The organism is Larkinella harenae (genome assembly GCF_054780515.1).
The window spans coordinates 187,194-210,679 of the sequence record NZ_BAAGWE010000003.1; the positions used below are offsets into that span (position 1 = coordinate 187,194).

General features: G+C 50.9%; 24 protein-coding genes. 9 read left to right on the forward strand and 15 right to left on the reverse strand.

Features of this window, described 5'->3' with window-relative positions:
- Positions 1-177: 177 nt before the first annotated feature.
- A complete protein-coding gene (locus ACYVH9_RS17765; protein WP_460637734.1) occupies positions 178-1,527 on the forward strand; it encodes a neutral/alkaline non-lysosomal ceramidase N-terminal domain-containing protein in 1,350 nt (449 codons plus the stop codon).
- A 10-nt stretch (positions 1,528-1,537) separates the two neighbouring features.
- On the opposite strand, the gene ACYVH9_RS17770 is transcribed toward ACYVH9_RS17765, so the two are convergent.
- Positions 1,538-2,671: an MBL fold metallo-hydrolase gene (locus ACYVH9_RS17770; protein WP_460637735.1), complete on the reverse strand. Its 1,134-nt coding sequence runs from the start codon at positions 2,669-2,671 to the stop codon at positions 1,538-1,540.
- Positions 2,672-2,829: 158 nt separating this feature from the next.
- Entirely contained in the window at positions 2,830-3,351 is a 522-nt protein-coding gene (locus ACYVH9_RS17775) for a DUF6265 family protein (protein WP_460637736.1), read from the reverse strand.
- A 174-nt stretch (positions 3,352-3,525) separates the two neighbouring features.
- Between ACYVH9_RS17775 and ACYVH9_RS17780 the strand changes: the two genes are divergently transcribed.
- Entirely contained in the window at positions 3,526-5,835 is a 2,310-nt protein-coding gene (locus ACYVH9_RS17780; RefSeq protein WP_460637737.1) for a glycosyl hydrolase family 95 catalytic domain-containing protein, read from the forward strand.
- A gap of 3 nt (positions 5,836-5,838) precedes the next feature.
- Here the strand turns inward: ACYVH9_RS17780 and ACYVH9_RS17785 are convergent, their stop codons facing one another.
- A complete protein-coding gene (locus tag ACYVH9_RS17785) occupies positions 5,839-6,156 on the reverse strand; it encodes a hypothetical protein (protein WP_460637738.1) in 318 nt (105 codons plus the stop codon).
- Positions 6,157-6,262: 106 nt separating this feature from the next.
- Between ACYVH9_RS17785 and ACYVH9_RS17790 the strand changes: the two genes are divergently transcribed.
- Positions 6,263-7,291: an aldo/keto reductase gene (locus ACYVH9_RS17790; protein ID WP_460637739.1), complete on the forward strand. Its 1,029-nt coding sequence runs from the start codon at positions 6,263-6,265 to the stop codon at positions 7,289-7,291.
- Between the two features lie 58 nt (positions 7,292-7,349).
- Here ACYVH9_RS17790 and ACYVH9_RS17795 read toward each other — a convergent pair whose 3' ends face one another.
- The gene (locus tag ACYVH9_RS17795) at positions 7,350-7,721 is read right to left on the reverse strand and encodes a hypothetical protein (RefSeq protein WP_460637740.1); all 372 of its coding nucleotides are present in this window, start codon (positions 7,719-7,721) and stop codon (positions 7,350-7,352) included.
- 302 nt (positions 7,722-8,023) lie between these two features.
- Here ACYVH9_RS17795 and ACYVH9_RS17800 point away from each other — a divergent pair, with 302 nt between their 5' ends.
- Positions 8,024-8,650, forward strand: a complete 627-nt coding sequence (locus ACYVH9_RS17800) for a hypothetical protein (protein ID WP_460637741.1) — start codon at positions 8,024-8,026, stop codon at positions 8,648-8,650.
- 137 nt (positions 8,651-8,787) lie between these two features.
- Here ACYVH9_RS17800 and ACYVH9_RS17805 read toward each other — a convergent pair whose 3' ends face one another.
- Complete coding sequence (locus ACYVH9_RS17805) at positions 8,788-9,480, reverse strand: porin family protein (RefSeq protein WP_460637742.1); 693 nt, start codon at positions 9,478-9,480, stop codon at positions 8,788-8,790.
- A gap of 224 nt (positions 9,481-9,704) precedes the next feature.
- Between ACYVH9_RS17805 and ACYVH9_RS17810 the strand changes: the two genes are divergently transcribed.
- Positions 9,705-10,517, forward strand: coding sequence for a lysophospholipid acyltransferase family protein (locus ACYVH9_RS17810; RefSeq protein ID WP_460637743.1), 813 nt, complete (start codon positions 9,705-9,707; stop codon positions 10,515-10,517).
- A 33-nt stretch (positions 10,518-10,550) separates the two neighbouring features.
- Here the strand turns inward: ACYVH9_RS17810 and ACYVH9_RS17815 are convergent, their stop codons facing one another.
- The 4 genes from ACYVH9_RS17815 to ACYVH9_RS17830 all read right to left on the reverse strand — a co-directional run bounded on the left by ACYVH9_RS17815 (position 10,551) and on the right by ACYVH9_RS17830 (position 14,344).
- Positions 10,551-11,966 carry an inorganic phosphate transporter gene (locus ACYVH9_RS17815; protein ID WP_460637744.1) on the reverse strand — a complete coding sequence of 472 codons (1,416 nt, stop codon included), beginning with the start codon at positions 11,964-11,966 and terminating at the stop codon, positions 10,551-10,553.
- Positions 11,967-12,158: 192 nt separating this feature from the next.
- Entirely contained in the window at positions 12,159-13,229 is a 1,071-nt protein-coding gene (gene rlmN / locus ACYVH9_RS17820) for a dual-specificity RNA methyltransferase RlmN (protein ID WP_460637745.1), read from the reverse strand.
- A complete protein-coding gene (locus tag ACYVH9_RS17825; RefSeq protein ID WP_460637746.1) occupies positions 13,226-13,813 on the reverse strand; it encodes a CvpA family protein in 588 nt (195 codons plus the stop codon). Before ACYVH9_RS17825 ends, rlmN begins: the two co-directional genes overlap by 4 nt.
- Positions 13,814-13,891: 78 nt before the next feature.
- A complete protein-coding gene (locus tag ACYVH9_RS17830; protein ID WP_460637747.1) occupies positions 13,892-14,344 on the reverse strand; it encodes a GatB/YqeY domain-containing protein in 453 nt (150 codons plus the stop codon).
- A gap of 136 nt (positions 14,345-14,480) precedes the next feature.
- Here ACYVH9_RS17830 and ACYVH9_RS17835 point away from each other — a divergent pair, with 136 nt between their 5' ends.
- Entirely contained in the window at positions 14,481-15,194 is a 714-nt protein-coding gene (locus tag ACYVH9_RS17835; RefSeq protein WP_460637748.1) for a pyridoxine 5'-phosphate synthase, read from the forward strand.
- A gap of 42 nt (positions 15,195-15,236) precedes the next feature.
- Positions 15,237-15,623: a RidA family protein gene (locus ACYVH9_RS17840; protein ID WP_460637749.1), complete on the forward strand. Its 387-nt coding sequence runs from the start codon at positions 15,237-15,239 to the stop codon at positions 15,621-15,623.
- Between the two features lie 52 nt (positions 15,624-15,675).
- On the opposite strand, the gene ACYVH9_RS17845 is transcribed toward ACYVH9_RS17840, so the two are convergent.
- Positions 15,676-17,118, reverse strand: coding sequence for a Gfo/Idh/MocA family protein (locus ACYVH9_RS17845; RefSeq protein WP_460637750.1), 1,443 nt, complete (start codon positions 17,116-17,118; stop codon positions 15,676-15,678).
- Between the two features lie 39 nt (positions 17,119-17,157).
- Complete coding sequence (locus tag ACYVH9_RS17850) at positions 17,158-17,454, reverse strand: SCP2 sterol-binding domain-containing protein (RefSeq protein ID WP_460637751.1); 297 nt, start codon at positions 17,452-17,454, stop codon at positions 17,158-17,160.
- Between the two features lie 405 nt (positions 17,455-17,859).
- On the opposite strand from ACYVH9_RS17850, the gene ACYVH9_RS17855 reads away from it, so the two are divergent.
- Together ACYVH9_RS17855 and ACYVH9_RS17860 are read left to right on the forward strand one after the other, a co-directional pair.
- Positions 17,860-18,402 carry an RNA polymerase sigma-70 factor gene (locus ACYVH9_RS17855; protein ID WP_460637752.1) on the forward strand — a complete coding sequence of 181 codons (543 nt, stop codon included), beginning with the start codon at positions 17,860-17,862 and terminating at the stop codon, positions 18,400-18,402.
- 17 nt (positions 18,403-18,419) lie between these two features.
- On the forward strand, positions 18,420-19,199 hold the full coding sequence (locus tag ACYVH9_RS17860) for a FecR family protein (protein WP_460637753.1): 780 nt from the start codon (positions 18,420-18,422) through the stop codon (positions 19,197-19,199).
- A gap of 78 nt (positions 19,200-19,277) precedes the next feature.
- On the opposite strand, the gene ACYVH9_RS17865 is transcribed toward ACYVH9_RS17860, so the two are convergent.
- From ACYVH9_RS17865 to ACYVH9_RS17880, 4 genes are all read right to left on the reverse strand, one after another.
- Positions 19,278-19,703, reverse strand: coding sequence for a DUF3244 domain-containing protein (locus ACYVH9_RS17865; RefSeq protein ID WP_460637754.1), 426 nt, complete (start codon positions 19,701-19,703; stop codon positions 19,278-19,280).
- A 219-nt stretch (positions 19,704-19,922) separates the two neighbouring features.
- Positions 19,923-21,152, reverse strand: coding sequence for an MFS transporter (locus ACYVH9_RS17870; protein ID WP_460637755.1), 1,230 nt, complete (start codon positions 21,150-21,152; stop codon positions 19,923-19,925).
- A gap of 67 nt (positions 21,153-21,219) precedes the next feature.
- A complete protein-coding gene (locus ACYVH9_RS17875; RefSeq protein ID WP_460637756.1) occupies positions 21,220-22,485 on the reverse strand; it encodes an MFS transporter in 1,266 nt (421 codons plus the stop codon).
- A 100-nt stretch (positions 22,486-22,585) separates the two neighbouring features.
- Complete coding sequence (locus tag ACYVH9_RS17880; protein WP_460637757.1) at positions 22,586-23,470, reverse strand: hypothetical protein; 885 nt, start codon at positions 23,468-23,470, stop codon at positions 22,586-22,588.
- Positions 23,471-23,486: the final 16 nt, after the last annotated feature.

Consider the following 23,486-nt stretch of genomic DNA (forward strand, 5'->3'; position numbering starts at 1 on the left):
CTTACGGTATTTAATGTATCATTGGTCGATCTCCACGTTTACAATTTATAGGCATCTGTTTTTCAAATGATTACTCAAAAACGATGAGCCATAAACGATAAACTTTTTTTTGCACTCCTTAATAACTGGTTTTGCCAATACAAGGTTAGATTTTATTAGATTTGGGATTCGAAAATCATGAAATACCTGCGTATCTTCCTTCGGGTCCTGCTGGGCCTGTTCGTGTTCATCCTTTTGTTTCTGGCTGTTAGCATCGCGCCAGTCAGCAACACCCCATACCAACAAACCGACTACTACGCTCACACCCGCCAACGGCTTTCACAGCTACCAACTCCGCCAGCGCCCCAAACCGGTTTGCTGGCTGGCTGGGCTAAAGTCAACTTAACACCGTCGTTCACAACTCCAACGGGCGGCTACGGTGTTCGAAGAGGAGAACATTGGAAAACCGTCAGTGATTCCATCTACGTCCGTACCATCGTGCTCACCAACGGGAGTACCAAAGTGGCCGTTGTTGCACTGGATTTGCTCATCACTCCACCCACCGTAACAGAACAACTCAAAAAAAGATTGCCCGAAATCGGTTTCCGGTGGGAGAATTTGTTCACGGGTGCCATCCACAGCCACAACAGCCTCGGGGGTTGGGCTCCCGGATTGGTCGGCGGCTTGTTTGCGGGGGAGTTCGATCAGCGGGTTGTCGATCACATTACGAACGCCATCCTGACATCAATTACACGGGCACAGCAGCAACTGGCTCCGGCAGAAGTTGGCTTTTCGCAGATTGCCGCCAACGACTTGGTTTACAACCGCATGAACGACGAAGGCAAAGTTGACGGCACCATCCGGCTACTAAAACTTCGAAAGAAAACCGGCGAATCGGCCCTGCTGTGCACTTATGGCGGCCACGCCACAATTTTCCGTGCGCACGACGCCCAGTACCTCAGTCGTGATTATCCGGGCGTGCTGGTCGATCAGCTCGAAAAACAATCGGGAAATTTTGTCGCTTTTATGGCCGGATCCGTGGGCAGCACCGGCTCAAAAGCAAAAGAACAAAAGACGGTTTTTGCCACCATTCGAACCTACGCCGATAGCCTGACCAACCGGATTGTGCCCACGTTGCCCCAGCTGCGGACAAAGCCAGACAGCACACTGGAAATGCTGACACTACCGCTGGAATTACGTGAACCCCACGCCCGCGTTGCCGACGACTGGCGCGTCAGAGGATGGTTATTTCATTCCGTCTACGGCGATTACCCGTCCGACCTGAAAGCCCTGCGGATTGGGCAGACGGTTTTGCTCGGTACACCCTGCGATTTTTCGGGCGAACTGGTAGCCGACCTGACCCGCCAGGCAAACCAGAAAGGGCTGAATCTGATGGTAACGAGCTTCAACGGCGGGTATGTTGGCTACATAACCCCGGATAAGTACTACCATCGACAGGCCTACGAAACACAGACGATGAACTGGTTCGGCCCGCAGAATGGAGCCTATTTTGTGGAAATGATGAAAGGGTTGCTGGCCCGTTTGTAGCGCGGACGGTTTACGGCAGAGCTTCCCACCAATGCCCGGTCGGCAACGGTGAGTCCAGCACAACGACTTCACCAATCCGGGGTGTGGCAACCTGCGTACCCAGCTCTGCCGATTTTTTCAGGAGCCGCTGAATGGGGTCCCGCCAGGTGTGCAAAGCCAAGTTAAATTTGGCCCAGTGGATCGGAATGAGCAGATCGGCCCGAACGTCCAGCTGCGCCTGCGCCGTTTGTTCCGGCATCATGTGAATATCGATCCAGTCTTCGTTATAAGCCCCGCATTCCAGCAATGCAACATCGAACGGGCCGTACTTTTCGCCCACGGTTTTCAGTCCGGGATAATAACCGGTATCTCCGCCGTAATACACCCGTTTTTTCGTACCCAGCAACGCCCACGAACACCAGAGTGTGCCGTTGCGGTTTGTAAGACCACGACCGGAGAAATGCCGGGCCGGTGCGCAAACCAGCGTCAGGTCGCCCATTTTGGCCGATTCGTGCCAGTCCAGTTCGGTAATCTGCTCCGGAGCAATGCCCCATTTTTCCAGGTGTGCCCCGACGCCTAGTGGAACAAAAAACTGCTTGACTTTGCCTTTTAACCGCGTGAAGGTGCCGTAATCCAGATGATCGTAATGATCGTGCGAAAGCAGGACGGCGTCTACGTGCGGCAACTCATTCACGTCCATATAATGGTTATACAAAAACCGCTTCGGGCCACTGAAAGACGCAAAAGATGCTCGTTCGCCAAATACCGGATCGGTTAGCAAGGTTTTTCCCTGAATACGAATAAGCAGCGACGAATGCCCAAACCAGCTGATGGCAACCTGATTAGAGTCACCATTCCCCTCAAAAACTGCAGCATCAAACGGTACGGTTTGAATGGTATCGGTTGGCTCGGCGCCCGGCACACCCGTCAGCATCTTCCAAGTAGCCGGCACCATTTTGCTCAAGGATAGATCAAGCGTGGTTGGCACCAGATTCTGGAACGTACCGTCCTTGTAATTGGGCGACGCCTGGATCCGTTTCAGCCGCTCGCCGGTCGCGTTGGCCCCAAATTGGGGGGAAAGGTTAACAAAGGCAACAACGCCAAGAATCAGCAGGACCAAAAGTGAAACGATAACGAGGGCCATTTTTTTGAAGATTTTTTTCATACGGTGGAGGGTGCAGTACCTCTTTCGGAGCGGAGAACAACGGTATTGATCAGGGAGTTCCGAGACACAAAACTTCCTGGCCTCCTTTATAAAAACGAATCCGCCCACTCTGGAGTAGGCGGATTCGTGATGGCTCGAGTATGATTTCTGCTAAATGATTACCGAACGCGGTTAAATACGAACAGATCGGCAAACACCCATTTGCCCCCCTCCTGCTTGCCGCGCTGGATAACCAGCTGATTGTCCGACCGTTTTTCGTAGATAATCCGAACCTGGCCGTCCGACTTTTCAAACAACACCTGGTTTTTCTTGGCTTCGATGAACGAATACCGATCCGACTGGTCTTTTTCTTCTGACCCAATCAGCCCTGGTTTGAAATGCTTCACCAGAACAATCGGACCTTTTTCCGTCTGTTCGAAGATCAGCATCTCGTACATCGTCACTTTATTATCCTTCATCATGCGCATGAATCCGGGCAGGTTATCACCTTCGGGGGCAGCCCAGGCAGCATCGATCGGCCCGCCATTGAACGTTCCTCGCCAGCGCCCTTCCATGAAACTGACATCGGCCAGTGATCCTTTCTGGGCCTGTGCCGCCAAATTGATTACTAAACTAAAAACGATGAAAAATAACGCAAAACCGTGCGGTTTGCCAAGGCGGAAGTTTGTAAACAGGTGCATGGGAATAGTTTTAAAGGGTAGCAAGATACCGGATTTGGTGAAAAAAGGGTAAGAATCTTGAAAAAAGAAGCATCCGGACGCCCACCTTCTTTCTTCTTTCCTTACGATTTGCTTTTTTGAGTGCTACTAAAAAATTGCTGGCTATTACCCATTCCGACCCTCACCCGTATGATCATGCACAAAATCAGCGCAAAGCGATGCCAGCGGTTTATTACCGCCGTCGTTTGCGGTTTATGGATTGGCCTTTGGCCCGCAATTGCCCAGCCTCTCCGGACCAGTCCCTATGACTTGCAGTTTTCCCAATTACCCACGCGCTGGGACGAAGCACTGCCGCTCGGCAACGGCGTACTGGGAAGCCTGATCTGGCAGAAAGAGAACCGGTTACGGTTTTCGCTTGATCGGGTAGACTTGTGGGATTTACGGCCCATGAAGGGGCTCGACCGGCCCGAGTTCAGTTACCGCTGGGTACAGGAGCAGGTCCTGAAAAAGGAATACAAAATTGTTCAGGACTATTTCGATAAACCGTACGATCAGGAACCGGGCCCGACCAAGATTCCGGGGGCGGCACTGGAATTTAACACCCAATCGTGGGGGGCGGTCCAGTCGGCCCGTTTGCTCATTGAAGACGCCATTGCGGAAGTGAAATGGCAAAATGGAACGGTTTTACGCACCTTCGTTCATGCAACCGAACCGGTCGGCTGGTTTCGGTTTGAGCAGCTTCCCCGAAAAGCATCTCTTGAATTGCTTCCCCCTTCTTACGGCAAATCCGTTCAGAAAAAGGCCGAGAACGCCGTGGTCGATGGCGATGACCTGGTACGGTTGGGATACACGCAGGGAAAAGTGGTACGGCAAAAGAACCGAATTACATACCATCAGGAAGGCTGGGGCGGTTTTTCGTACGACGTAACGGTGCAATGGAGCCAGCAGGGCAATACGCTGGAAGGCACCTGGACCATCACCTCCGATTATCCCGAGAAAAAGAAAAGACTTGTGCCGGTCAGCCCCGTCAGCCGAACGTATGCCGCAGACCTGGCGTCGCACCGAAGCTGGTGGCAACGGTTTTGGTCGAAAGCGTCGATCCAGGTGCCGGATTCGTTACTTCAAAAACAGTGGCATCTGGAAACGTACAAGTTTGGCGCTACCGCCCGGGCCGATGCGCCCCCCATTTCGCTGCAAGCCGTCTGGACTGCCGACAACGGTCGAATTCCGCCCTGGAAAGGTGACTACCACCACGACCTGAACACGCAACTAAGTTACTGGCCCAGCTACAGTGGAAACCACCTGGAAGAAAGCATCGGCTATCTCAATCACCTGGACGAGAATTTGCCCGTTTACCGCGCCTACACTAAACGGTATTTCAACACCGACGGCATTGCTGTCCCCGGTGTTACCACACTGACGGGCAAGGAGATGGGCGGGTGGATTCAGTATTCGCTCTCACCCACGGTTTCGGCCTGGCTGGCCCATCATTACTATTGGCACTGGCGCTACAGCGAGGACGAAATTTTTCTGCGGCAGAGAGCCTATCCCTGGCTCAAAGGCGTGGCCCAGCACCTGGAACAGCTAACGGTTTTGGATGCAACAGGCAAACGGAAGCTCCCGATCAGCTCCAGCCCCGAAATAAACAACAACAAACTCGAAGCCTGGTTTCTGACCAATACCAATTACGATCTTGCGCTGATGAAGTTTGTGTTTAAAGCCGCTGCGGAGATGGCCACGGTGTTGGGTAACAACACTGACGCCCGGCACTGGCAGGAAATTCAGCAACAATGGAGTGATTTTGCGCTCAGCGATCAGAACGAACTCATGTTTGCGGCTAGTTTGCCGTATAACGAGTCGCACCGCCATTTTTCGCACCTCATGGCCATTCATCCACTGGGCCTGATTCGGTGGGAAGATGGGCCAGCGTCGCAGCAGATTATCCGCAATTCGCTGGCATTACTTGATCGCGTCGGGCCGGATTGGTGGTGCGGGTATTCCTACGCCTGGCTGGGCAGCCTCAAAGCCCGGGCCAAAGACGGCGCGGGTGCCAGCAGTGCGTTACGCACCTTTGCCTCCGCCTTCTGTTCCGTAAATTCTTTTCATTTGAACGGCGATCAGACTAAATCCGGCAAATCAAAATTTACGTACCGACCCTTTACGCTGGAAGGCAATTTTGCCTTTGCCTCCGGCTTACAGGAGATGCTGATTCAGAGCTACGCCGGTTTTATCGAGGTTTTTCCCGCCATTCCCGACGATTGGCGCGATGCCCGTTTCACCAATTTACGAACCGAAGGTGCTTTTCTGGTCAGCGCAACCAAAAACAATGGTCTGGTGAAAGAAGTGATGCTTACGGCGGAAAAAGGAGGAACAACATCGTTGAAATTGCCCTTTCCAACTTACGCTGTTAAATCATCGGAACGGGCAACCCTTACTCCCGCAGCAGACGGTTTTGTGGTCGTAACGATGCAACCGGGCGGCTCCATTGTTTTGGTTGCCCCCTAAACCTTAGTTGTCTTTTCGGCGGGTCGAATCCCTTTTTTCCAGTGTAGCACCCACGCCAAAGGCATTCGGATCGCTCGGCGGAACCACGCGGATTTTGCGCTTTCCGCGCCCTTCGCGCGGACTGATAACCGTACCCGGCGTTGACAGGGGCTCCGCAGCGGGGGCGGTCATCGGAACACTGTTTGAAGGTGTTACAATCGGGGCAATCGTGGTGGGTTTCTGCTGATTTATTTGACGGGCCGTATCGCTCTGGCCAAAACACCAGACGGCGGAAAAACTAAATGCAAGGAGACACAAAACCGGGCGCATAATAAAGATCATTTATTTACTGAAACGAATTACACAGGCATTTGTTAAAAGCAACGGCGCAATGCGTCAGCCAATAGGTTCAGAGGAATAATCGCTCCATCTAAAAACCGTTTAATCTATGAAATACAACCTACTAGGAAACACAGGTTTGCTGGTTTCTGAACTCTGCCTGGGAACGATGACGTTTGGCGGGCAAGGTGCCATGTGGAAAAACATTGGCCAGCTCGATCAGAAACCGGTCGATGAGTTGGTGAAACGCTCCATCGATGCCGGTATTAATTTCATTGATACCGCCAATGTTTATTCCGAAGGCGTATCGGAAGAGTTGACCGGACAGGCCATTCATAACCTCGGCCTTAACCGGGATGATCTGGTGATTGCGACCAAGGTTCGGGGCAAGATGGGCGAAGGGCCGAATCAGATCGGTCTGAGTCGTAAACACATTGTACAACAAGCCGACGAAAGCCTGCGCCGGTTGAAAACCGACTACATCGATCTGTACCAGATCCACGGTTTTGATTTTCTGACGCCCTTGGAAGAAACCCTTCGTGCGCTCGACGATCTGGTGCGTAGCGGGAAAGTCCGTTACATTGGTTGCAGTAATCTCGCGGCCTGGCATCTGATGAAAGCCCTGGCCTATTCCGAGCACAAAGATTTGGCGCGCTTCGTTTCACTCCAGGCGTATTACACAATTGCAGGCCGTGATCTGGAACGCGAAATTGTTCCGTTGTTACTCGATCAGAAGGTCGGTTTGATGGTCTGGAGTCCGTTGGCGGGCGGTTTTCTGAGTGGCAAATACGGGCGTAACAAAAATCCGGAGGAAGCCCGGCGGCTGAATTTTGACTTTCCACCCGTCAACAAGGAAAAAGCCTTCGACATCATTGACGTCATGGAACCGATTGCCACCGAAAAAGGCATTTCGGTGGCTCAGGTTGCCCTGGCCTGGCTGTTGCACCAACCCGCCGTTACCACGGTTATCATCGGAGCCAAAAACCCGGATCAGCTGGACGACAACCTGAAAGCCGTTGATGTTGTTTTGAGTAGCGACGACCTGAAAAAGCTGGACGAAGTCAGCAAACTGGCTCCGGAATACCCCGGCTGGATGGTTGAACGACAGGCTGGGGATCGGAAAAAATACATCGGATAATCAATAAAAAAGGCCGGAGTTTCCGGCCTTTTTTATAACGTAGCAGTTTGTTCTTTGCTTAATTCATAACAACCAACCGTGTAGGTACTTCGACGGCTTCCGGTCCCAGATTTACTTCTTTGCGAATGCTGCCTTCTTTGGATTTCACTTCCAGCTCGTAGGTTCCGTCGGCAAGGTCCGCAACGTTCAGTTTGACGGCGTACTTCTCATCTTTTTTACCCACCATTTGCCGGAAAAGGACCCGGTTCTTTTTATCGCGCAGCAGTATTGTCACTGGCTCCGCCGACGTTTTGGCAACGGCCACCCGGATTTCGTTTTTAACAGTTACATAAGCACTGGCGTCGAACGAAAGGTTCTTGGGCGTTACAGCAGGATCAACGGATGTTGTGCTCAGGATAGCAGTGCAGATCAGGTTACTCAGAAGATTCATCATCGTATTTGTTGTTTAGTATGTCCGCTGTTGCGGTATGTTGTTTAAGAGTAGTATCGTTGTTTACGTATTCGTCTATCTATATACCAACGCCGTGCCAGCGCACACCAAAATCTATAAGTCATTACTAATCAGCACACTAAAATCTTTTACACTTTTTGCCGGTGTACGAAGCCGGACACTTTCTGTTCAATTGCGGACAAAAGTGTACGGTTTTTAAACAGCCCCTCATTTTATTGCTTGTAAAAGCATTAACTTTCGACAATTCTATCTTAATCGCTCCGAAAACATCATTACAGAGTATGAAAAAAATCATTCTGAGCCTGGCAGTTTCGCTTGCAACCGTTGGTTATTCATCGTTAGCATCAGCAGCTTTACCTGCTTTTCCGACAATCAGCCCGTTGTTCCAGGCCAAAACCGATTCCACTGTAGCGCTGCTTGATAAAGCAGTTGCCGCCAATGCCAAAGGTGACAAAGCCGGAACCGTAAAGGCCCTGGAAGCCGGAACCGCGGCCCTCGAAACGGAAGCAAAAAGCAGCACCGGCAGTTTGAAAGACAAATTGTTGGGCCAGGTAGGCAACCTGAAAAAACTTCTCCCACTGGCGCAGAGTGGGTTGCTCAAAGGCAATGTGTTGCAAAAAGCCGTGAGTTTAGCCAAGATGGCCCTCGGTGCCAATCAGATTGACAAGCTCATGGGGGGCAGCAACCTGATCTCGAAAGTGAGCGGTTTGACCCAGAACCTGAACCTGGTCAAAACAGGCCTTTCCGCACTGGGCGGAAGCAGTGCCAGCAGTGGTAATTCGCTCATTACTTCCGCGCTGGGCGGTCTGTCGAAACTCAGCAAAGGAGGGGTAGCCGCCAAGGCCGCCGAACCTGCCGTGAAAGGACAACTGGACGGCGTCCTGTCGTTTGTAAAAGGAGTATTGTAAGAAAATGGCACAAAAAAGCCCGGTGCAGACGCCCCGGGCTTTTCCAGTTCAACTCTAACCCTTAAACACACACAAACAATAGTGTTGATGATTCACAAGACCGCTCAGTTTGCCAGTCCATAGCTATTTCATCTATGTTATTGCCCAATCGCAAAGGAGTAGCCGATGGATGCGCTAAGACCCCGGTTGCGGATGGGAAGCTGAATAATCGGTAAATCGTACTGGCGGGAAAAACCGTGTTCATACCGCGCTTCGAAAAAAATCTTGCCCGGTCCTGCGTCGGCGCTTAAACCCAGGCCCCCAATGGCACTGAAATCCCAGCGGTTGTAGCTGATTGTATTCATATTCATGCTAACATCCATCGGTTTGCTCCGGAAAATACCGCTCGTCCGGGTCCGGATACGCCCGTCCACTGCGTAACCAGCCGCTCCCCCCGCCAATAAATACACTTGTACCGGCCCTTCATTCAGGTTGATTTTGGCCAAAACCGGCAATTCAATGTAACGGGTTTGATACGACACACGCGCTCCAAAAGGAAGATTAACGTTTCCAATGGGTAGGTTAAACCCTTCGTTAATTACAAAACCCTTCTGTATATACGAGATCTCGGGGCGGATGCTTACGCGCTCACTAACCGGCACTTCGAGGAATAGCGCCCCGGCTGGGCCAGGAGATAAACGAAACGTGGGCGAAAAGTTGTCTAAAAATTCGGGTTTGGAAACGGCTCCCCAGTTAGCGCCTGCCCGAAAACCCACCTGAACCTGAGCGGATACGGTTTGAATGAATAAAAAGCTCAGCGTCACTATTCCTGCCAGCGTCAATCGTTTCATGATCAAAAAGATAAGTTGGTTTGTCCCGCCAAACCCAGCCAGCAAGGCCCTACTGCCTGGTTTAGCAATTTGTACCTTGGACACACCTCGATCACAAAGGATTAATGCACCTTGTTTTTTTATGGCAATTTATTTACAGCACAATGATTATCAAGGCGTTCTTGGATTAGAAAACATTGTATTGCCTTTTTGGCTTTACTAACTGATCCGTCAACCCACAAACCATGACTTTTTTACGTCCAACCCGTTATAGCTTTCTGCCCCGCCCCCTCGACCAACTGGATTTTTTGGGAATTTTTGAGAAAGACCCGTTTGGTAACTCGTTGCTGATTAAGCGTATGCTGATGGCCGCGGTGGGTGGAGCCACGTATTTCCGGTACACGCTTTACAATAAATTGCACATCGAAGGAACTGAGCACCTGGCAAAATTGCCCGTCAACAACGTGCTTTTCCTCTCCAATCATCAGACGTATTTCGCCGATGTTATTGCCTTCTACCACATTTTTTGCAGCGTTAAATGGGGTTTTCGAAATTCAATCATCCCGCCCGTTTACCTGCTCTCACCCCGCGCCCGTAGTTATTACGTAGCCGCCAGCGAAACCATGAAAGGGGGGGTGGTGCCACGGGCCTTTGCACTGGGCGGAGCCATCCAGGTTGAACGGTCCTGGCGGGCCAAAGGTGAAGATATTAAACGAGAAGTAGACCATACCGCCAACGAGCGCATTGCGCTGGGTCTGGAACACGGCTGGGTGGTCAGCTTTCCGCAGGGAACCACCAGCCCGTATGCCCCTATTCGCAAGGGCACGGCTCATATTCTGAAGAGTACCAATCCGATTGTTATTCCGGTGGTCATCAACGGTTTTCGGCGCGCATTCGATAAAAAGGGTTTGCGGCTGAAAAAGCAGCATACGAAGCTCAGTGTACGGTTTAAACCACCGCTGGCGTATGATGTAGAGGAACCGGTCGAATCGTTGATCGACAAAGTGCGGGAAGCCATCGAGCAGGAGCTTCCGAAAGAAAAGCTGACGTGGCTCTAAAAGCGGGGAACGCCTTTAGGCCACTTGCTTATCTTAGTCCAAAATCCAGCGAAAAAGCAGGTATAATGTAAAAGAGAGTGTGACCGAAACGGGCAGCGTCATCACCCAGGCCAGGGCAATATTCCGAACCGTTCCGCCCTGCAGGTTTTTAATCCCTTTGCTGGCGACCATACTACCGGCAATACCCGACGACAGCATATGTGTGGTACTGACCGGGGCTTTATACAAAGTGGCCAGGGCAATGGTAGTAGCCGCAACCAGCTCCGCCGAAGCGCCTTGCGCGTACGTCAGGTGCTGTTTTCCGATCTTTTCGCCAATGGTAACCACGATGCGCTTCCAGCCGACCATCGTTCCCAGACCGAGCGAAAGGGCAATCATCAGGATCACCCAAAGAGGTGCATAATCTGTAAAGCGTCGTAAACCGCCTTTCTCGTTCAAATTGGCGGTCAAGGTGCTGATATCGGCCGAACTCAGTTCTACATCCTCGCTTTCGATCAACTTCTTCACGTTGTTGTTGATCAGCAGCAAATCCCGGCGAATCTGTAACCGTTCTTCCGCCTTGAACTTGCCGTTTTCCAGGGGCTGGCTGGTAATCTGCTGCAACTCTGCAAGCTCGGTTTTTGTGCCTGACAACCGTCTGCGATCCGCATCCGACAAACCGACGCTGTCGATTTTATTCACAATCTGAGAAATCTGCACCAGATTGCCGCGCATTGTAGTGGGGTCAATGTTGTTATTGAGCGAAAAATAAGCGGGCGTAATCCCGATCAGAATCAACATAACCAGCCCGACTCCTTTTTGCCCGTCATTGGATCCGTGGAAAAAACTAACCCCGGTACAGGTCAGAATCAGAATGGAGCGAATCCAGGTAGGCGGTGGCGCATTTTTCTTAGGCTCTTTAAAGAGGTCTTTGTTACCCACCAATCGGCGCAGCAGGAACATTAAAATAATGGCCAGGCTAAAACCGATGAGCGGAGACAGCAGCAAGGCTTTCCCGATTTTTTCGGCTTCTTCCCAGTTGACGCCACCGCGCTCACCGGTTGTGCCCATGGTGGAGAAAGCCAGACCAACGCCCAGAATCGACCCAATGAGGGTGTGTGAACTGGAGCTGGGCAACCCAAAATACCAGGTCCCTAAATTCCAGATGATGGCACTAAACAGCAACGCCAGTACCATCGCAATACTGTGGTAGACGTTCTGATCGACCAGTAATTCGACGGGCAGTAAATTAACAATACCCATCGCAACGCCAATCCCCCCGAGCAATACCCCTACAAAATTGCAGATACCTGACCAGACAACGGCTACATTGGGTTTCAGGGAGTTGGTATAAATAACGGTAGCAACGGCATTGGCCGTATCGTGGAATCCATTGACAAATTCAAACGCGCAGGCAGCAAATAGACAAAGAGCGAGGAGGATGAAAATATCCGTTTCTAATCCGAACATGCAGATACAAGTCTGTGGTAATGAGTTTTGGTAAAAACTCACGCAATTATGACTCAAAAGTACGGTAAACTTTCGAGCGCAATGTTAACTAAATGTTAAGCAATAACCGTCAAGGTTTGCAAAATTGTATTAATTGGTACTATACATAGATGTCTTTGCAACTTGGTAAGGCCACAGTGCTGATCAGACAATTTATTGCTTTCCAGCTAATTGCCCGCAAGCTGCATCAATGTCTTTTCCACGACTTCGCCGGATGTTAACCACCACCCCGCGCTCTTCCAGAAAACCGGCGAACTGATCCAGCTTGTCGGCTTCGGTATTGCGGAAATCCGCTTCGGCAATCGGATTGTACTCGATAATATTGACCTTGGCCGGAACCTTCTTCGTAAACTGCCACAACTCCTTGGCGTCCTGCAGGGTATCATTGAAGTTGTTGAAGACGATGTATTCGAAGGTAACGCGCGTACCGGTTTTTTTGTAGAAATAATTCAGGGCTTCGGCCAGCGCGGGCAGCGAATTACTTTCGTTGATCGGCATGATCTGGTTCCGCTTGTCGTCGTTGGCCGCGTGGAGCGAAAGCGCCAGGTTGAACTTCACCTGATCATCGCCCAGCTTTTTGATCATCTTGGCAATGCCCGCCGTCGAAACCGTAATACGCCGGGCCGACATGCCCAATCCGTTCGGCGAGGTAATCCGCTCAACCGACTCCAGCATATTGGTGTAATTCAGTAACGGTTCGCCCATGCCCATGTAAACAATATTAGTCAGGCCAGTTGCGTAAGCCTCTTTAGCCTGCTGGTCGATGGCCACCACTTGATCCACCATTTCACTCGCTTCCAGATTCCGTTTGCGGTCCATGTAGCCCGTAGCGCAGAATTTACAGGTCAGCGAACAACCCACCTGCGACGAAATACAGGCCGTCATTCGGTTGTCCGGTCCGTCGCTACGGTCGTCTTTCCGCAGGGCCGGAATCAAGACCCCCTCCACCAGGTTTCCGTCAAACAGCCGGAACGACGATTTAATGGTGCCATCGGCGCTTTGTTGCTGCCGGGCAACGGTCAGTGTCCGAACTTCAAAATGCTCCGCCAGCAATTGCCGCGTCTTGAGCGAAAGGTTGGTCATCTCGTCGAACGTCCGAACCGATCGTTTCCAGAGCCATTCCTGGATCTGTTTGGAGCGAAAACCCTGTTCCCCGTGACCGGTCAACCAGGTTTTCAGTTGTTCTTCATTGAGTTTTCGTATGTCCTGCTTCGTGGTTATCATCCTTCTTTATCTGCACGTTCCGCCTTAAGGCCGTCCGTTTCGTCATCGGACCAGCTTCGCGAGAACTCTTCTTTTTGTTTACGAATCCAGTTTGTCCCCACCGGAATCCAGCCGGACGTCACATCCATGACTTTGGGCGCGATGGGTTTTACAACCGGATAGAGGTACGTTTCCTGCGTGTGTTTAACGGGCATACGTATTCCCATCCACGTTAACAACCAGAGCATTACACTAATTCCGAAAACCCAGGTAAAAATTCCAACAGCGGCTCCTGCCATGCTATCGAATGTTCCCAGCAGCGTATATCGCAGGGAGTTTCGCAGGGAAAACCCCATCCGATTAATCAGAAAAACCGTTGGGAAAAAGATAACGGAAAAGCCCATCCAGGGCAACAGCCGCCGGGCCAGCTCCATGCTGATGTAGGGGGCCAGCAAGTCAATGCCAAAACCCAGAAACTTAAAGCCCACGATCATCGCAACGATAAATGCCACAATGGCGACCACTTCCACCAGCAACCCTTTGCGGTAACCGTTGTAAGCGCCATACAGCAGCGTAATGAGAATAACGATGTCGAGGATTTTCATTTATAGTAACGAGAAAAGGATCAGAAAGGAGGAAGGAACAAGGAGCTGGTTTCTTCCTCCTTCCTCTTTCCGTTTCCTTTAGCTCAGCAAATTCTTTACCATTGCTGAAATGGCTTTGCCTTCGGCCTGTCCGGCCAGCTCTTTGGTTGCGACGCCCATCACCTTGCCAAGGTCTGCTGGTCCGGTAGCGCCCACACGGGCAATAATGTCTTGTAAACGGCTTTTCAGCTCGTCTTCTGATAACTGCTGCGGCAAATATTTTTCGATCACGGCAATTTCCGCCAGCTCGGCCTGCAACAGGTCTTCACGCCCCTGGGTGCGGTAAATGTCAGCCGAATCTTTCCGCTGCTTGACGGCTTTGGTCAGCAACTTTAGTTCGTCTTCGGGTTTCAGATCGCCCCCGGCCGATCCGTCTTTGGTTTCCTCCAGCAAAATCAGCGATTTGATGGCCCGTAACGCCCGCAGCCGATCCTGCTCCTTCGCTTTCATTGCTTCTTTAATGTCGGTATCAATTTGTTGTTTCAGCGCCATTATTTTAATTGAGAATAAAAAGTGATGAGTTAAGAGTATTTCTACTCCGGAACCAATGAATGGTTGGCAAAGTTACGAAAACAGGATGGGCTTGTTCATAATTCTTAACTCATAACTCTTCACTCTTCACTAGAAAATGACTCGTCTGAGCGTTAACATCAATAAAATAGCCACTTTACGGAATTCACGCGGTGGCAATAATCCGAATGTGGTCAGCGTGGCCCTCGACTGCGAGCGATTTGGTGCCCAAGGAATCACGGTTCATCCCCGCCCCGACGAACGGCATATCCGGTACCAGGATGTGCTGGATCTGAAAGCGGTAGTGACCACCGAATTCAACATTGAAGGAAATCCCGACGAACGGTTTATCGAGCTCGTCTCCCACGTCCGGCCCGAGCAAGTTACGCTGGTGCCCGATGCTGTCGACGCGATTACGTCCAACGCGGGTTGGGATACGATTACCCACCGCGATTACCTGAGGGAGCTGGTGAGCCGGTTCAAAGAGCTCGGCACCCGGGTTTCGATCTTTGTCGATGCCGACGAAAAAATGGTTCAGGGTGCTAAGGAAGTGGGCACCGACCGGATTGAACTCTACACCGAACCGTACGCTGCGCACTACGCCGAAAACCGCGAAACGGCCGTTGCGCCCTTTGTTCGGGCGGCCCAGTTGGCCAACGAATTAGGACTAGGAATCAACGCCGGCCATGACCTGAGTCTGGAAAACCTGCGGTATTTTAACCAAACCGTTCCTGGTTTGCTGGAAGTGTCGATTGGTCACGCCCTCATCAGCGATGCGCTGTATTTTGGACTGGAGAATACCATTCAGTTGTATTTGAAGCAATTGGAATAGAAAAGAACGGGAGCCGCATACCTCACTTCTCTTGTTTAAACTATGATTCAATCCGTTGAAACGCCAAACGCCCCGCTTCCCGCCGGGCACTACGTGCAGGCTACGGTCTGGAGCGATCTGATTTTTGTATCCGGCCAGTTGCCGATTCATCCCATCACGAAAGAAAAGAAGACGGGTTCCATCGAAGACCAAACCCATCAGGTTCTGGAAAATCTCGAAGCCATTCTGAAAGCTGCCGGGAGCGATTTATCCCACGTGCTAAAAACCACAGTTTACATCGCCGACATTACACTCTGGGATCAGGTCAACGCGATCTATGCAGACTTCTTCGGTGATCACAAACCGGCCCGCGCCGTCGTACCAACCAACAAACTGCACTACGGTTTTTTGATTGAAATCGAAGCGATAGCAGTCCGTAAAGCCCAATAGTCCCCAACCTGCCAGGTTTATCAAAACCTGGCAGGTCTCCAGGCCGGCACCATCAAAGTGAATAACTACCGCGGTATTGCCGTTTCACAAACTGGTTGGCATAATCGAAGTTGGTGATTTTCATATTGACGCCATCCCAGAACAGTTTTTTGCGCCCGGGAAAAACGTACCCTCCGCCCGTTTTAGCCTCCCGGTGCATGTAGCTACGCGTAGCCAGATTGCCCATCAGTACGGTTTCGGTCAGGGGGCCAGCCTCCTCAAACGACGAGCTAGTATACGCACCATAGCCTTGCTTGCAGGCTTTCACCCACTGCTGCTGGTGTCCTTCGGTTTTTCCTTCGACCAATGGCTTCTCGGGATCGGGCAGTTTCTTACCCTCAAACTTTTCTTCCGGAAACAGCCGCGGATTGTTCCCAAACAGTTCCGCCACCAGAATGCCTTTGCTGCCGATAAACATAATCCCGCCGTCGATGTTCGTGAATACTTTTTCGTACGGAATGCCTTCCGGTACCTGCGGACGAATGCCGCCGTCGTACCACGAAAATTTGATTTCTTTCACCTTCCGATCGTCCGACGGAAACGTCAGATGAATGACGGAAGAGGGCGGGCAAACGTCGTCATAAAAGGCTTCTTTAAAGAAATCGGAGTAGACCGATCCAACACTGCATTCCACCGAAGTCGGGTATTTCAGTTTCAGTGCCCGAAACGGTACATCCATGAAATGGCACCCCATATCACCCAGCGCACCGGTTCCAAAGTCCCAGTAACCGCGCCAGCGGGTCGGCATGTAGGCTTCGTGGTAATCCCGAAACGGAGCCGTTCCCAGCCACAATTCCCAGTCAACCTCCGACGGTACCGGCTGCGACTCGCCTTTGTCTTTCGGAGAACGAACCCCCTGCGGCCATACCGGGCGATTTGTCCAGCAATGGACGGTATGAACGTGCCCGATTACGCCCTTTTGAACCCAGGTTTCAATTTTGCGGGTATCGTCCCCGCTGCTGCCCTGATTGCCCATTTGCGTTACGACCTTGTATTTCCGGGCCGCTTCGGTCAGCATTCGGGCTTCGTAAATATCGTGCGTTAACGGTTTTTCGCAATAGATGTGCTTTCCCAACTGCATGGCCGCCATCGCAATGGGCGCGTGCATGTGGTCGGGCGTAGAGATGATGACCGCATCAAAGTTCTTCGATTCTTTGTCAAACATTTGGCGGTAATCCTTGAAATAAGGCGCTTTAGGAAACTGTGCGCGAAACTTCTTCGCCTGGCGATTATCAACATCGCAAAGCGCTACCATATGATCCGAACCGTTGTTGTATGCCAACCGAATGTTCACATCCGCTTTGCCACCACACCCCACAGCCGCGATGTTCAGTTTGTCACTGGGAGCTACAAAACCGGGGCCGCCCAACACGTGCCGCGGCACAATCGTAAATCCAGCGGCCGCCACTGCACTTCCTTGCAGGAATTTCCGGCGGGAAAAGAGCGAAGATTTCATAGTCAGAGGTTTAGGAATACAACTTATGCAACTGGCCGCTTAACTCAGCTTCTGCCCGATTTTCATCGCCAGCCCCATATCTCCCTGTACCTTGAGCTTTCCAAACATAAAAGCCGTCATGGGGTTCAGTTCGCCAGAACCCAGTTTTTGCAGATCACTCAGCGACACCTTGATGGTACTATCAGCTTCGGCATCCTCATTGGACACAATGGGTGGATTTTGCCGCCCGTCGATGTAGATAACACCCTGATCAGTAGCCAGTTTAACGGTTGCATTTAAGTCTCTTTCGGTACCAACCCGACGGCGAATCTCGTCGGTAAAATCTTGTAAATTCATGGGTGGCCAGTTTATGCTCAGAATTGGATAATAACCGATAAAACTATCCGGTTTTTTGGTAAAAGTATGCAGAATACCGAAATTTTTAGTAAGTTCAAACCCGTTAATTATCTCCTGAACGAATCTGACCTTTTTATACTGATGGAACGGCCATCCACCCTGATTGTCTGCCTGTACGGCGACCGCTTCCCCTGCATTTCTGACAATTCTGCGTATATTTACCCCAGCACTCTATACAGGCCCATTAGTTAGTACGCTCCATGTTTTTTTGTTCAGTATGTCAGGAGTTTTCTATAACCATAGTGAAGAAGCCCGGGAACGAAAGGTCCAAGGTTGTCAACCAATCAGTTAAGCCTCACGTCTGATAACTAAATTGCTCAGACACCATTCAAACGTGTATGTAGGATGCAAGCTGAAAAGACTCTCCTTCGACAACTACGGAACGCTGATCCAACAGCTTTTCGGCGGGTTTACGACCGGTATGTTCAACGGATTTATTATTTTACGGTAAGTTTTCTCAAGTCGCCGGCAGCGGCCCAGCAAATTGTGCACGACGTGTTTACGTCGCTTTGGGAACGCCGGAGTACTCTTGACGAAAACACCCCCCTCAATGGTTATCTGTTCACGATGACCTACGGGCTGCTGCTAGCTTCCTTTCGCGAACAGCATAGCCACTGCCAGCCGCAGGAAATTCTGCAACGACTGACCACCCAATCAGGCACCGATACCGAAGAAGAAGTACTCTATCAAGAGCTGGAACTGCTTTACCAGCAAGCTGTTGCCCAACTTCCTCCGCGCCGTCGTGAAGTCTACCTGCTCAGTCGGCACGAGGGCTACACGTCCCAGCAAATTGCCGATCGCATGAATCTGTCAGTCCAGACCATCGAAGATCATCTGGCCCACGCCTACGAAACATTAGGCACTTATTTCCAGCAACATACCTACTAAATTTCAGCCTAACACCGATGGAGGACCTGTTGGATAAATACGTCCGGAATGAATGCAGCCCAGAAGAAGAACAATGGGTGATTGGCTGGCTGCAAAATCCGAACAATGAATCCCACCTGCGCGGGTTGATGCGGAAACAATGGCACAATCCATCGGTAGTCGGTACCGAACCACCAGACTGGCAGCGCATGTGGACCGGAATTACCCGGCAAACCAAAGATTTACCAAACGACCCCGAAATACCGCTTTACCGTACGATATGGCATCAGGTCATCCGGATCGCTATCTGGGTCAGCTGTATCATCGTTTTGGGATTGAGCATACGCCTGCTGCGACAGACTCAATTACCCGCCGACGTCATTTACCAGTCTGGCAATGACCAACACATGCGGGTAGACTTACCCGACCGTTCGTTTATCATTCTCAATAAAAACTCCAGCGTTCGGGTTTCTTCGGACTGGTCGGGCCCTAACCGCAACATCTGGCTGGAAGGCGAAGCTGTCGTGAATGTGGCTCAACAACCCATCGGTTTTCGCTTGTTGGTGCATACCGCCGACCACGTAGTTACCGAGGCACAAAAAGCCAAAGTTTACGTAAAACGAAACAACAGCCGGGTCCGGGTGGTGGTTGAGCAAGGGCTGGCCAATTTCATTGTTCATTATTCGGGCCTGCTCGGTGAGATGAAAAAATACGCTTTGCAGCAGGGTGGAATGGCCGAATACGACGAAGAGTCTACGCAATTGATCCGGCGGCACGTAGCTCCCTCGATGTATACCAACTGGGCACGCAATGAATAATTGATCCCGCCGGATTGCTTCTCACGACCAATTACCCAGTGCGCTGCGCTGATTATTTATATGCTATACCAAGACGGATCACATGCCCGTCAGCCGCTCGTTGACCGGAATAACGGTCAGCACGCGTTGCGTAGAACGCTCCTGAATACCGGACGTCTTTACCTGAAATGACTTCTCAACGGTTTCTGTACCATCGCTGATCTCCAAAGTATAAGCGCCGTCGCTCATCTGGCTCATATCAAATCGCTGGCGGTATTTGTCCAGATGCCGAGGCATGGTTTCGGCAAAAACCACCCGGTTTTTCTGATCAAACAGCCGAACGGTAATTTTGCTTTTGGGGTCGTTCTTCTGAATATTCATCCATAATTTCAGCGGGTTGGCCGACGGATACGTAGCGACCTGAAACGGCTTAACTTCAGAAACCGTTTGTGCAAAAGAAGTAGTGCCTACCAATAGAAGGGCGCCCAGCAAAAGAGCATTGGCCGCGCGGACAATCGTTTTCATGGTGTTCGTTAGATTTGTTGTTCACTGTTCTAATTCACCAAAAAGATGTAAAGCGGCACCCTCCGGAGCGGAGGGTTAGGAGCAGTGGCCGAAAAAAAGGATAAACGGCTTCTGAAGCATCTGAACTGAAAATACAGGCTACAAAAAATTAACGGAAGACCCCGCCATCAGCTTTATTTTTTATAGCCAGCGACTTCTTTATTGCGCGTCAACCGACACCTAATTTTCCACGTAATTCAGATCCTTCCCATACGTTTCTTCCAGGGTTGCCAGCGACCAGAAGCTGATAAGAAAGCAAAGCAGTGCTACGAAAGCAGCCGAATAAACAACACCAACGGAAGGCTTGAGCGATTGAAAAAGCGGAATGGTCAGCAGGGTAGTCGCCCGAACGTTGTTAGCGATGGAAGTTGTGGCCGTGGCCCGCAGGTTGGTGCCAAAATGCTCGGCCGATACCGTTAGGAAAAGGGCAATGTAGCCAATTGAAAAACCCAGCCCAACGCAAACGGCATAAAATACGGGAACCGATGAAATACCGCCGAAGAGATAAATACCGACAAAAAGCAGGTTCATGCTCATCAGCGCTCCGATCGCCCGCCGACGCGACCGAAACCATTGACTCAACGGACCGCTCACCAAATCACCGACCGCCATGCCAATATACGTAAACATCACCGCCCGGCCCGGCGCAATTGGATCGGCCAATCCGAGCGCTTTGCCAAACTCGTTGCTGAACGTAGCCAGAATACCGATCACAAAATACGTAGGCACCGCCAGGCCCATGCATCGCAAATAGTTGATCAGCCGTGTTGAGTTGGAAAACAGCGACCAGAAGTTACCCCGCTGAACGGTTTGATCTTTTATTTTTAAAAACATACCCGACTCAAAAACCGAAACCCGCAGCAAAAGTAGCAGCAATCCCAAACCACCCCCAATAAAATAAGTGGTCCGCCAGTCGAACAGCACTACGGTAAAATACGCAACGACGGCCCCAAACAGGCCAACACCGGCAATCAGCGAGGTGCCGTAACCCCGGAGTTCTTTCGGCAGGATTTCGGAAACGAGCGTAATGCCTGCGCCCAGTTCGCCCGCCAGCCCCAGCCCCGCCACAAACCGCAGCAGCGCGTACGTGTCTGCATCCTGCACAAAACCGCAGGCAATGTTGGCCACTGAATACGTAATGATGGAGCCAAACAATACCGAAAGCCGCCCCCGCTTATCTCCCAGGATGCCCCACAAAACTCCCCCCAGCAGTAATCCGGCCTGTTGCCAGTTCAGCACCGTTCCTCCAATGACAGACACCTGTTTGTCATCCAGTCCCAAATCTTTCAGACTCGGGACCCGAACAATATTAAACAGCAGCAAATCGTACACATCGACGAAATAACCCAACGCAGCTACAATAACCGGTAGCGAAAACAGCAGTCGGAAAGACCCGGAAGAAGCAGTCATGGTCAGAGGAAGAAAAGAGGAAGCGAAAAAACAGGGCAGAAGCGGCATTCCTCTCCTGCCCTGCTCTTTATTCTTCTAAATAATTCAAATCCTTACCGTGCGTTTCGGGAATGGTCAGAATGGAATAAAAACCGATGGCAAAGCTCAAAATCCCAACGATAACGCCGGCATTGATGACATCGATCGACGGTTTGAGGTACGTGTACAGGCTAGTCATCAGGATCACCATACCCCGAACCATGTTCGGCACGGTTGTAGCCGCCGTTGCCCGCAGATTGGTGCCAAATTGCTCGGCGCCAATGGTTACAAACATCGCCCAGTAACCGATTCCAAAGCCCATTGCCAGGAAGTACATGTACAAACCAGTGACGGTTTTTGGCATGATGAAAATATAAACCAGACTCACCACTAGCGTAAAGGCCATCAATAGCGCCACCGCCTGCTTGCGTGATCGCAGCCCCTGGCTGATGACTCCACTGGCCAGGTCACCAAAGGCCAGGCCAACGTAGCACCACATAATGGTCAGTCCCGGTTTAACGGGCTCGGTAATGCCGAATGCGGTTCCAAATTCATTGCTGAACGTAGCCAGAATACCGATCACAAACCAGGTTGGCAGGCCGATACCAATGCATTTCATGTAGCGGGAAAAACGGCTCCGATTTGTAAAAAAAGCGAAGAAGTTTCCTTTCTCGACCCCTTTCTGCTCCGCCACTTCGGTAAACATACCGGATTCAATCACGCCAACCCGCAACAGCAGCAAGCCGATGCCCATCGCTCCACCGACGAAGAAGGCATTCTGCCAGTTGAATAACTCAACGGTAAAATAAGCGAATACAGCTCCAAACAGCCCAACACCAGCTACCAACGAGGTACCGATTGCCCGCAGCTGTTTGGGCAATACTTCCGACACAAGCGTGATTCCGGCCCCTAGCTCACCGGCCAGACCAACGCCCGCAACGAACCGCATCAGGGCGTAGTAGTCGGTGGGGTCCATGAACGTGACCCGATCAATAAAACCGCAGGCAATATTGGCAATCGAATAAGTCAGAATAGAACCAAACAATACCGAAAGCCGCCCTCGTTTGTCGCCCAGAACGCCCCAGAGAATCCCGCCAATGAGCAGGCCACCCATTTGCCAGTTGATAATGTTGGCACCAACACTGGAAATCTGGGCGTCGTTCAACCCGAGGTCTTTCAGGCTCGGGACGCGCACGATGCCAAACAACAACAAATCGTAAATGTCAACGAAATAGCCTAACGCGGCCACAATAACCGGAAGCCCAAATAACGATTTATAAGAAACTTTTGACGGAGGAGGAACTGTCGATTGCATTCGTTTGGTAAAAAGGGATTTAGGAAAAACAATAAATAGTTCGGTATTGATTTAACCAAATTAGATCAGCTTATTTTACAAAGGTAGTGTCTATTGCCACTTACTGGTTACTAGTCCCGATAAATTGTTGCGGCTCCTGGTGCGAGAAAACCGTCATGGCTACTGACAGCGTCCAGACTTTTAGAAAAACACGCAAAAAAATAAAGACCTGTTGAATCAGGAACAGCAGAACAATTTCCGTCCAGCCGTGCGTAACGAGCCAGGACGCTACCAGGAAGTAGATAGCAAAACATCCCCCTGCCATACTCACCAGAAGCAAATAAAATCCAATTGTTTGGCAAAAATTGCTCAAAACGAAGCGTATGGCCTGCCTAAAAGCCGCCAAAGCCCGCTTTCGGTCTTGACGAAACAGCAGTATCTTGGCGTAATCGCCCACGCAAACCGCGAGCAAAAACAGCATGGCAACCAGCGAGAAACAAGCCAACAGAAAATAGATCATGGTTTCTTCGTTGACCATTTCGCTCAGGATGATGGCGCCCAGTCCGCCAATACAAAGCCCGCCCAAAGCCACCAAAAAAATAAAACCGCCCACGCACAGCAACAGGCGAAAAAACCGTCCGAAATTTTGAACACTGGCCGCCAGAAACCAGCTCACCCGAAACGGCTGTTGACGATTGGGCAATAGATTCAGAAGAATACCGCCCGAAAAAAACAAGCTGAGAAACAAATACAGCACGCCAAACCAGAAACCAATGGTCAGGAAAGGCATCATAGCCGATTTGCTGTTGTGCATGAAATCCGCATAAACCGTGTAATCGAATCCTTCCAGCAGTTTCAGAAACGCCCGCGACGAACCGGCCTCCCGGCGGAAGGTGGTGTAAGCGGGTATCAGCATTAGTAATCCGATTAAAAAATTAACGCCATACAGCCAGAATACCATGCGCCAGGACCGCAGCGCCAGCTTAAACGCCTTGACCAATACCATATTACCAAAAACCGTC

Coding starts and splice junctions, on each gene's coding strand:
- ACYVH9_RS17765 (WP_460637734.1), top strand. CDS start 178: ATGAAATACCTGCGTATCTTCCTTCGGGTCCTGCTGGGCCTGTTCGTG.
- ACYVH9_RS17770 (WP_460637735.1), bottom strand. CDS start 2,671: ATGAAAAAAATCTTCAAAAAAATGGCCCTCGTTATCGTTTCACTTTTG.
- ACYVH9_RS17775 (WP_460637736.1), bottom strand. CDS start 3,351: ATGCACCTGTTTACAAACTTCCGCCTTGGCAAACCGCACGGTTTTGCG.
- ACYVH9_RS17780 (WP_460637737.1), top strand. CDS start 3,526: ATGCACAAAATCAGCGCAAAGCGATGCCAGCGGTTTATTACCGCCGTC.
- ACYVH9_RS17785 (WP_460637738.1), bottom strand. CDS start 6,156: ATGATCTTTATTATGCGCCCGGTTTTGTGTCTCCTTGCATTTAGTTTT.
- ACYVH9_RS17790 (WP_460637739.1), top strand. CDS start 6,263: ATGAAATACAACCTACTAGGAAACACAGGTTTGCTGGTTTCTGAACTC.
- ACYVH9_RS17795 (WP_460637740.1), bottom strand. CDS start 7,721: ATGAATCTTCTGAGTAACCTGATCTGCACTGCTATCCTGAGCACAACA.
- ACYVH9_RS17800 (WP_460637741.1), top strand. CDS start 8,024: ATGAAAAAAATCATTCTGAGCCTGGCAGTTTCGCTTGCAACCGTTGGT.
- ACYVH9_RS17805 (WP_460637742.1), bottom strand. CDS start 9,480: ATGAAACGATTGACGCTGGCAGGAATAGTGACGCTGAGCTTTTTATTC.
- ACYVH9_RS17810 (WP_460637743.1), top strand. CDS start 9,705: ATGACTTTTTTACGTCCAACCCGTTATAGCTTTCTGCCCCGCCCCCTC.
- ACYVH9_RS17815 (WP_460637744.1), bottom strand. CDS start 11,966: ATGTTCGGATTAGAAACGGATATTTTCATCCTCCTCGCTCTTTGTCTA.
- rlmN (WP_460637745.1), bottom strand. CDS start 13,229: ATGATAACCACGAAGCAGGACATACGAAAACTCAATGAAGAACAACTG.
- ACYVH9_RS17825 (WP_460637746.1), bottom strand. CDS start 13,813: ATGAAAATCCTCGACATCGTTATTCTCATTACGCTGCTGTATGGCGCT.
- ACYVH9_RS17830 (WP_460637747.1), bottom strand. CDS start 14,344: ATGGCGCTGAAACAACAAATTGATACCGACATTAAAGAAGCAATGAAA.
- ACYVH9_RS17835 (WP_460637748.1), top strand. CDS start 14,481: ATGACTCGTCTGAGCGTTAACATCAATAAAATAGCCACTTTACGGAAT.
- ACYVH9_RS17840 (WP_460637749.1), top strand. CDS start 15,237: ATGATTCAATCCGTTGAAACGCCAAACGCCCCGCTTCCCGCCGGGCAC.
- ACYVH9_RS17845 (WP_460637750.1), bottom strand. CDS start 17,118: ATGAAATCTTCGCTCTTTTCCCGCCGGAAATTCCTGCAAGGAAGTGCA.
- ACYVH9_RS17850 (WP_460637751.1), bottom strand. CDS start 17,454: ATGAATTTACAAGATTTTACCGACGAGATTCGCCGTCGGGTTGGTACC.
- ACYVH9_RS17855 (WP_460637752.1), top strand. CDS start 17,860: ATGCAAGCTGAAAAGACTCTCCTTCGACAACTACGGAACGCTGATCCA.
- ACYVH9_RS17860 (WP_460637753.1), top strand. CDS start 18,420: ATGGAGGACCTGTTGGATAAATACGTCCGGAATGAATGCAGCCCAGAA.
- ACYVH9_RS17865 (WP_460637754.1), bottom strand. CDS start 19,703: ATGAAAACGATTGTCCGCGCGGCCAATGCTCTTTTGCTGGGCGCCCTT.
- ACYVH9_RS17870 (WP_460637755.1), bottom strand. CDS start 21,152: ATGACTGCTTCTTCCGGGTCTTTCCGACTGCTGTTTTCGCTACCGGTT.
- ACYVH9_RS17875 (WP_460637756.1), bottom strand. CDS start 22,485: ATGCAATCGACAGTTCCTCCTCCGTCAAAAGTTTCTTATAAATCGTTA.
- ACYVH9_RS17880 (WP_460637757.1), bottom strand. CDS start 23,470: ATGGTATTGGTCAAGGCGTTTAAGCTGGCGCTGCGGTCCTGGCGCATG.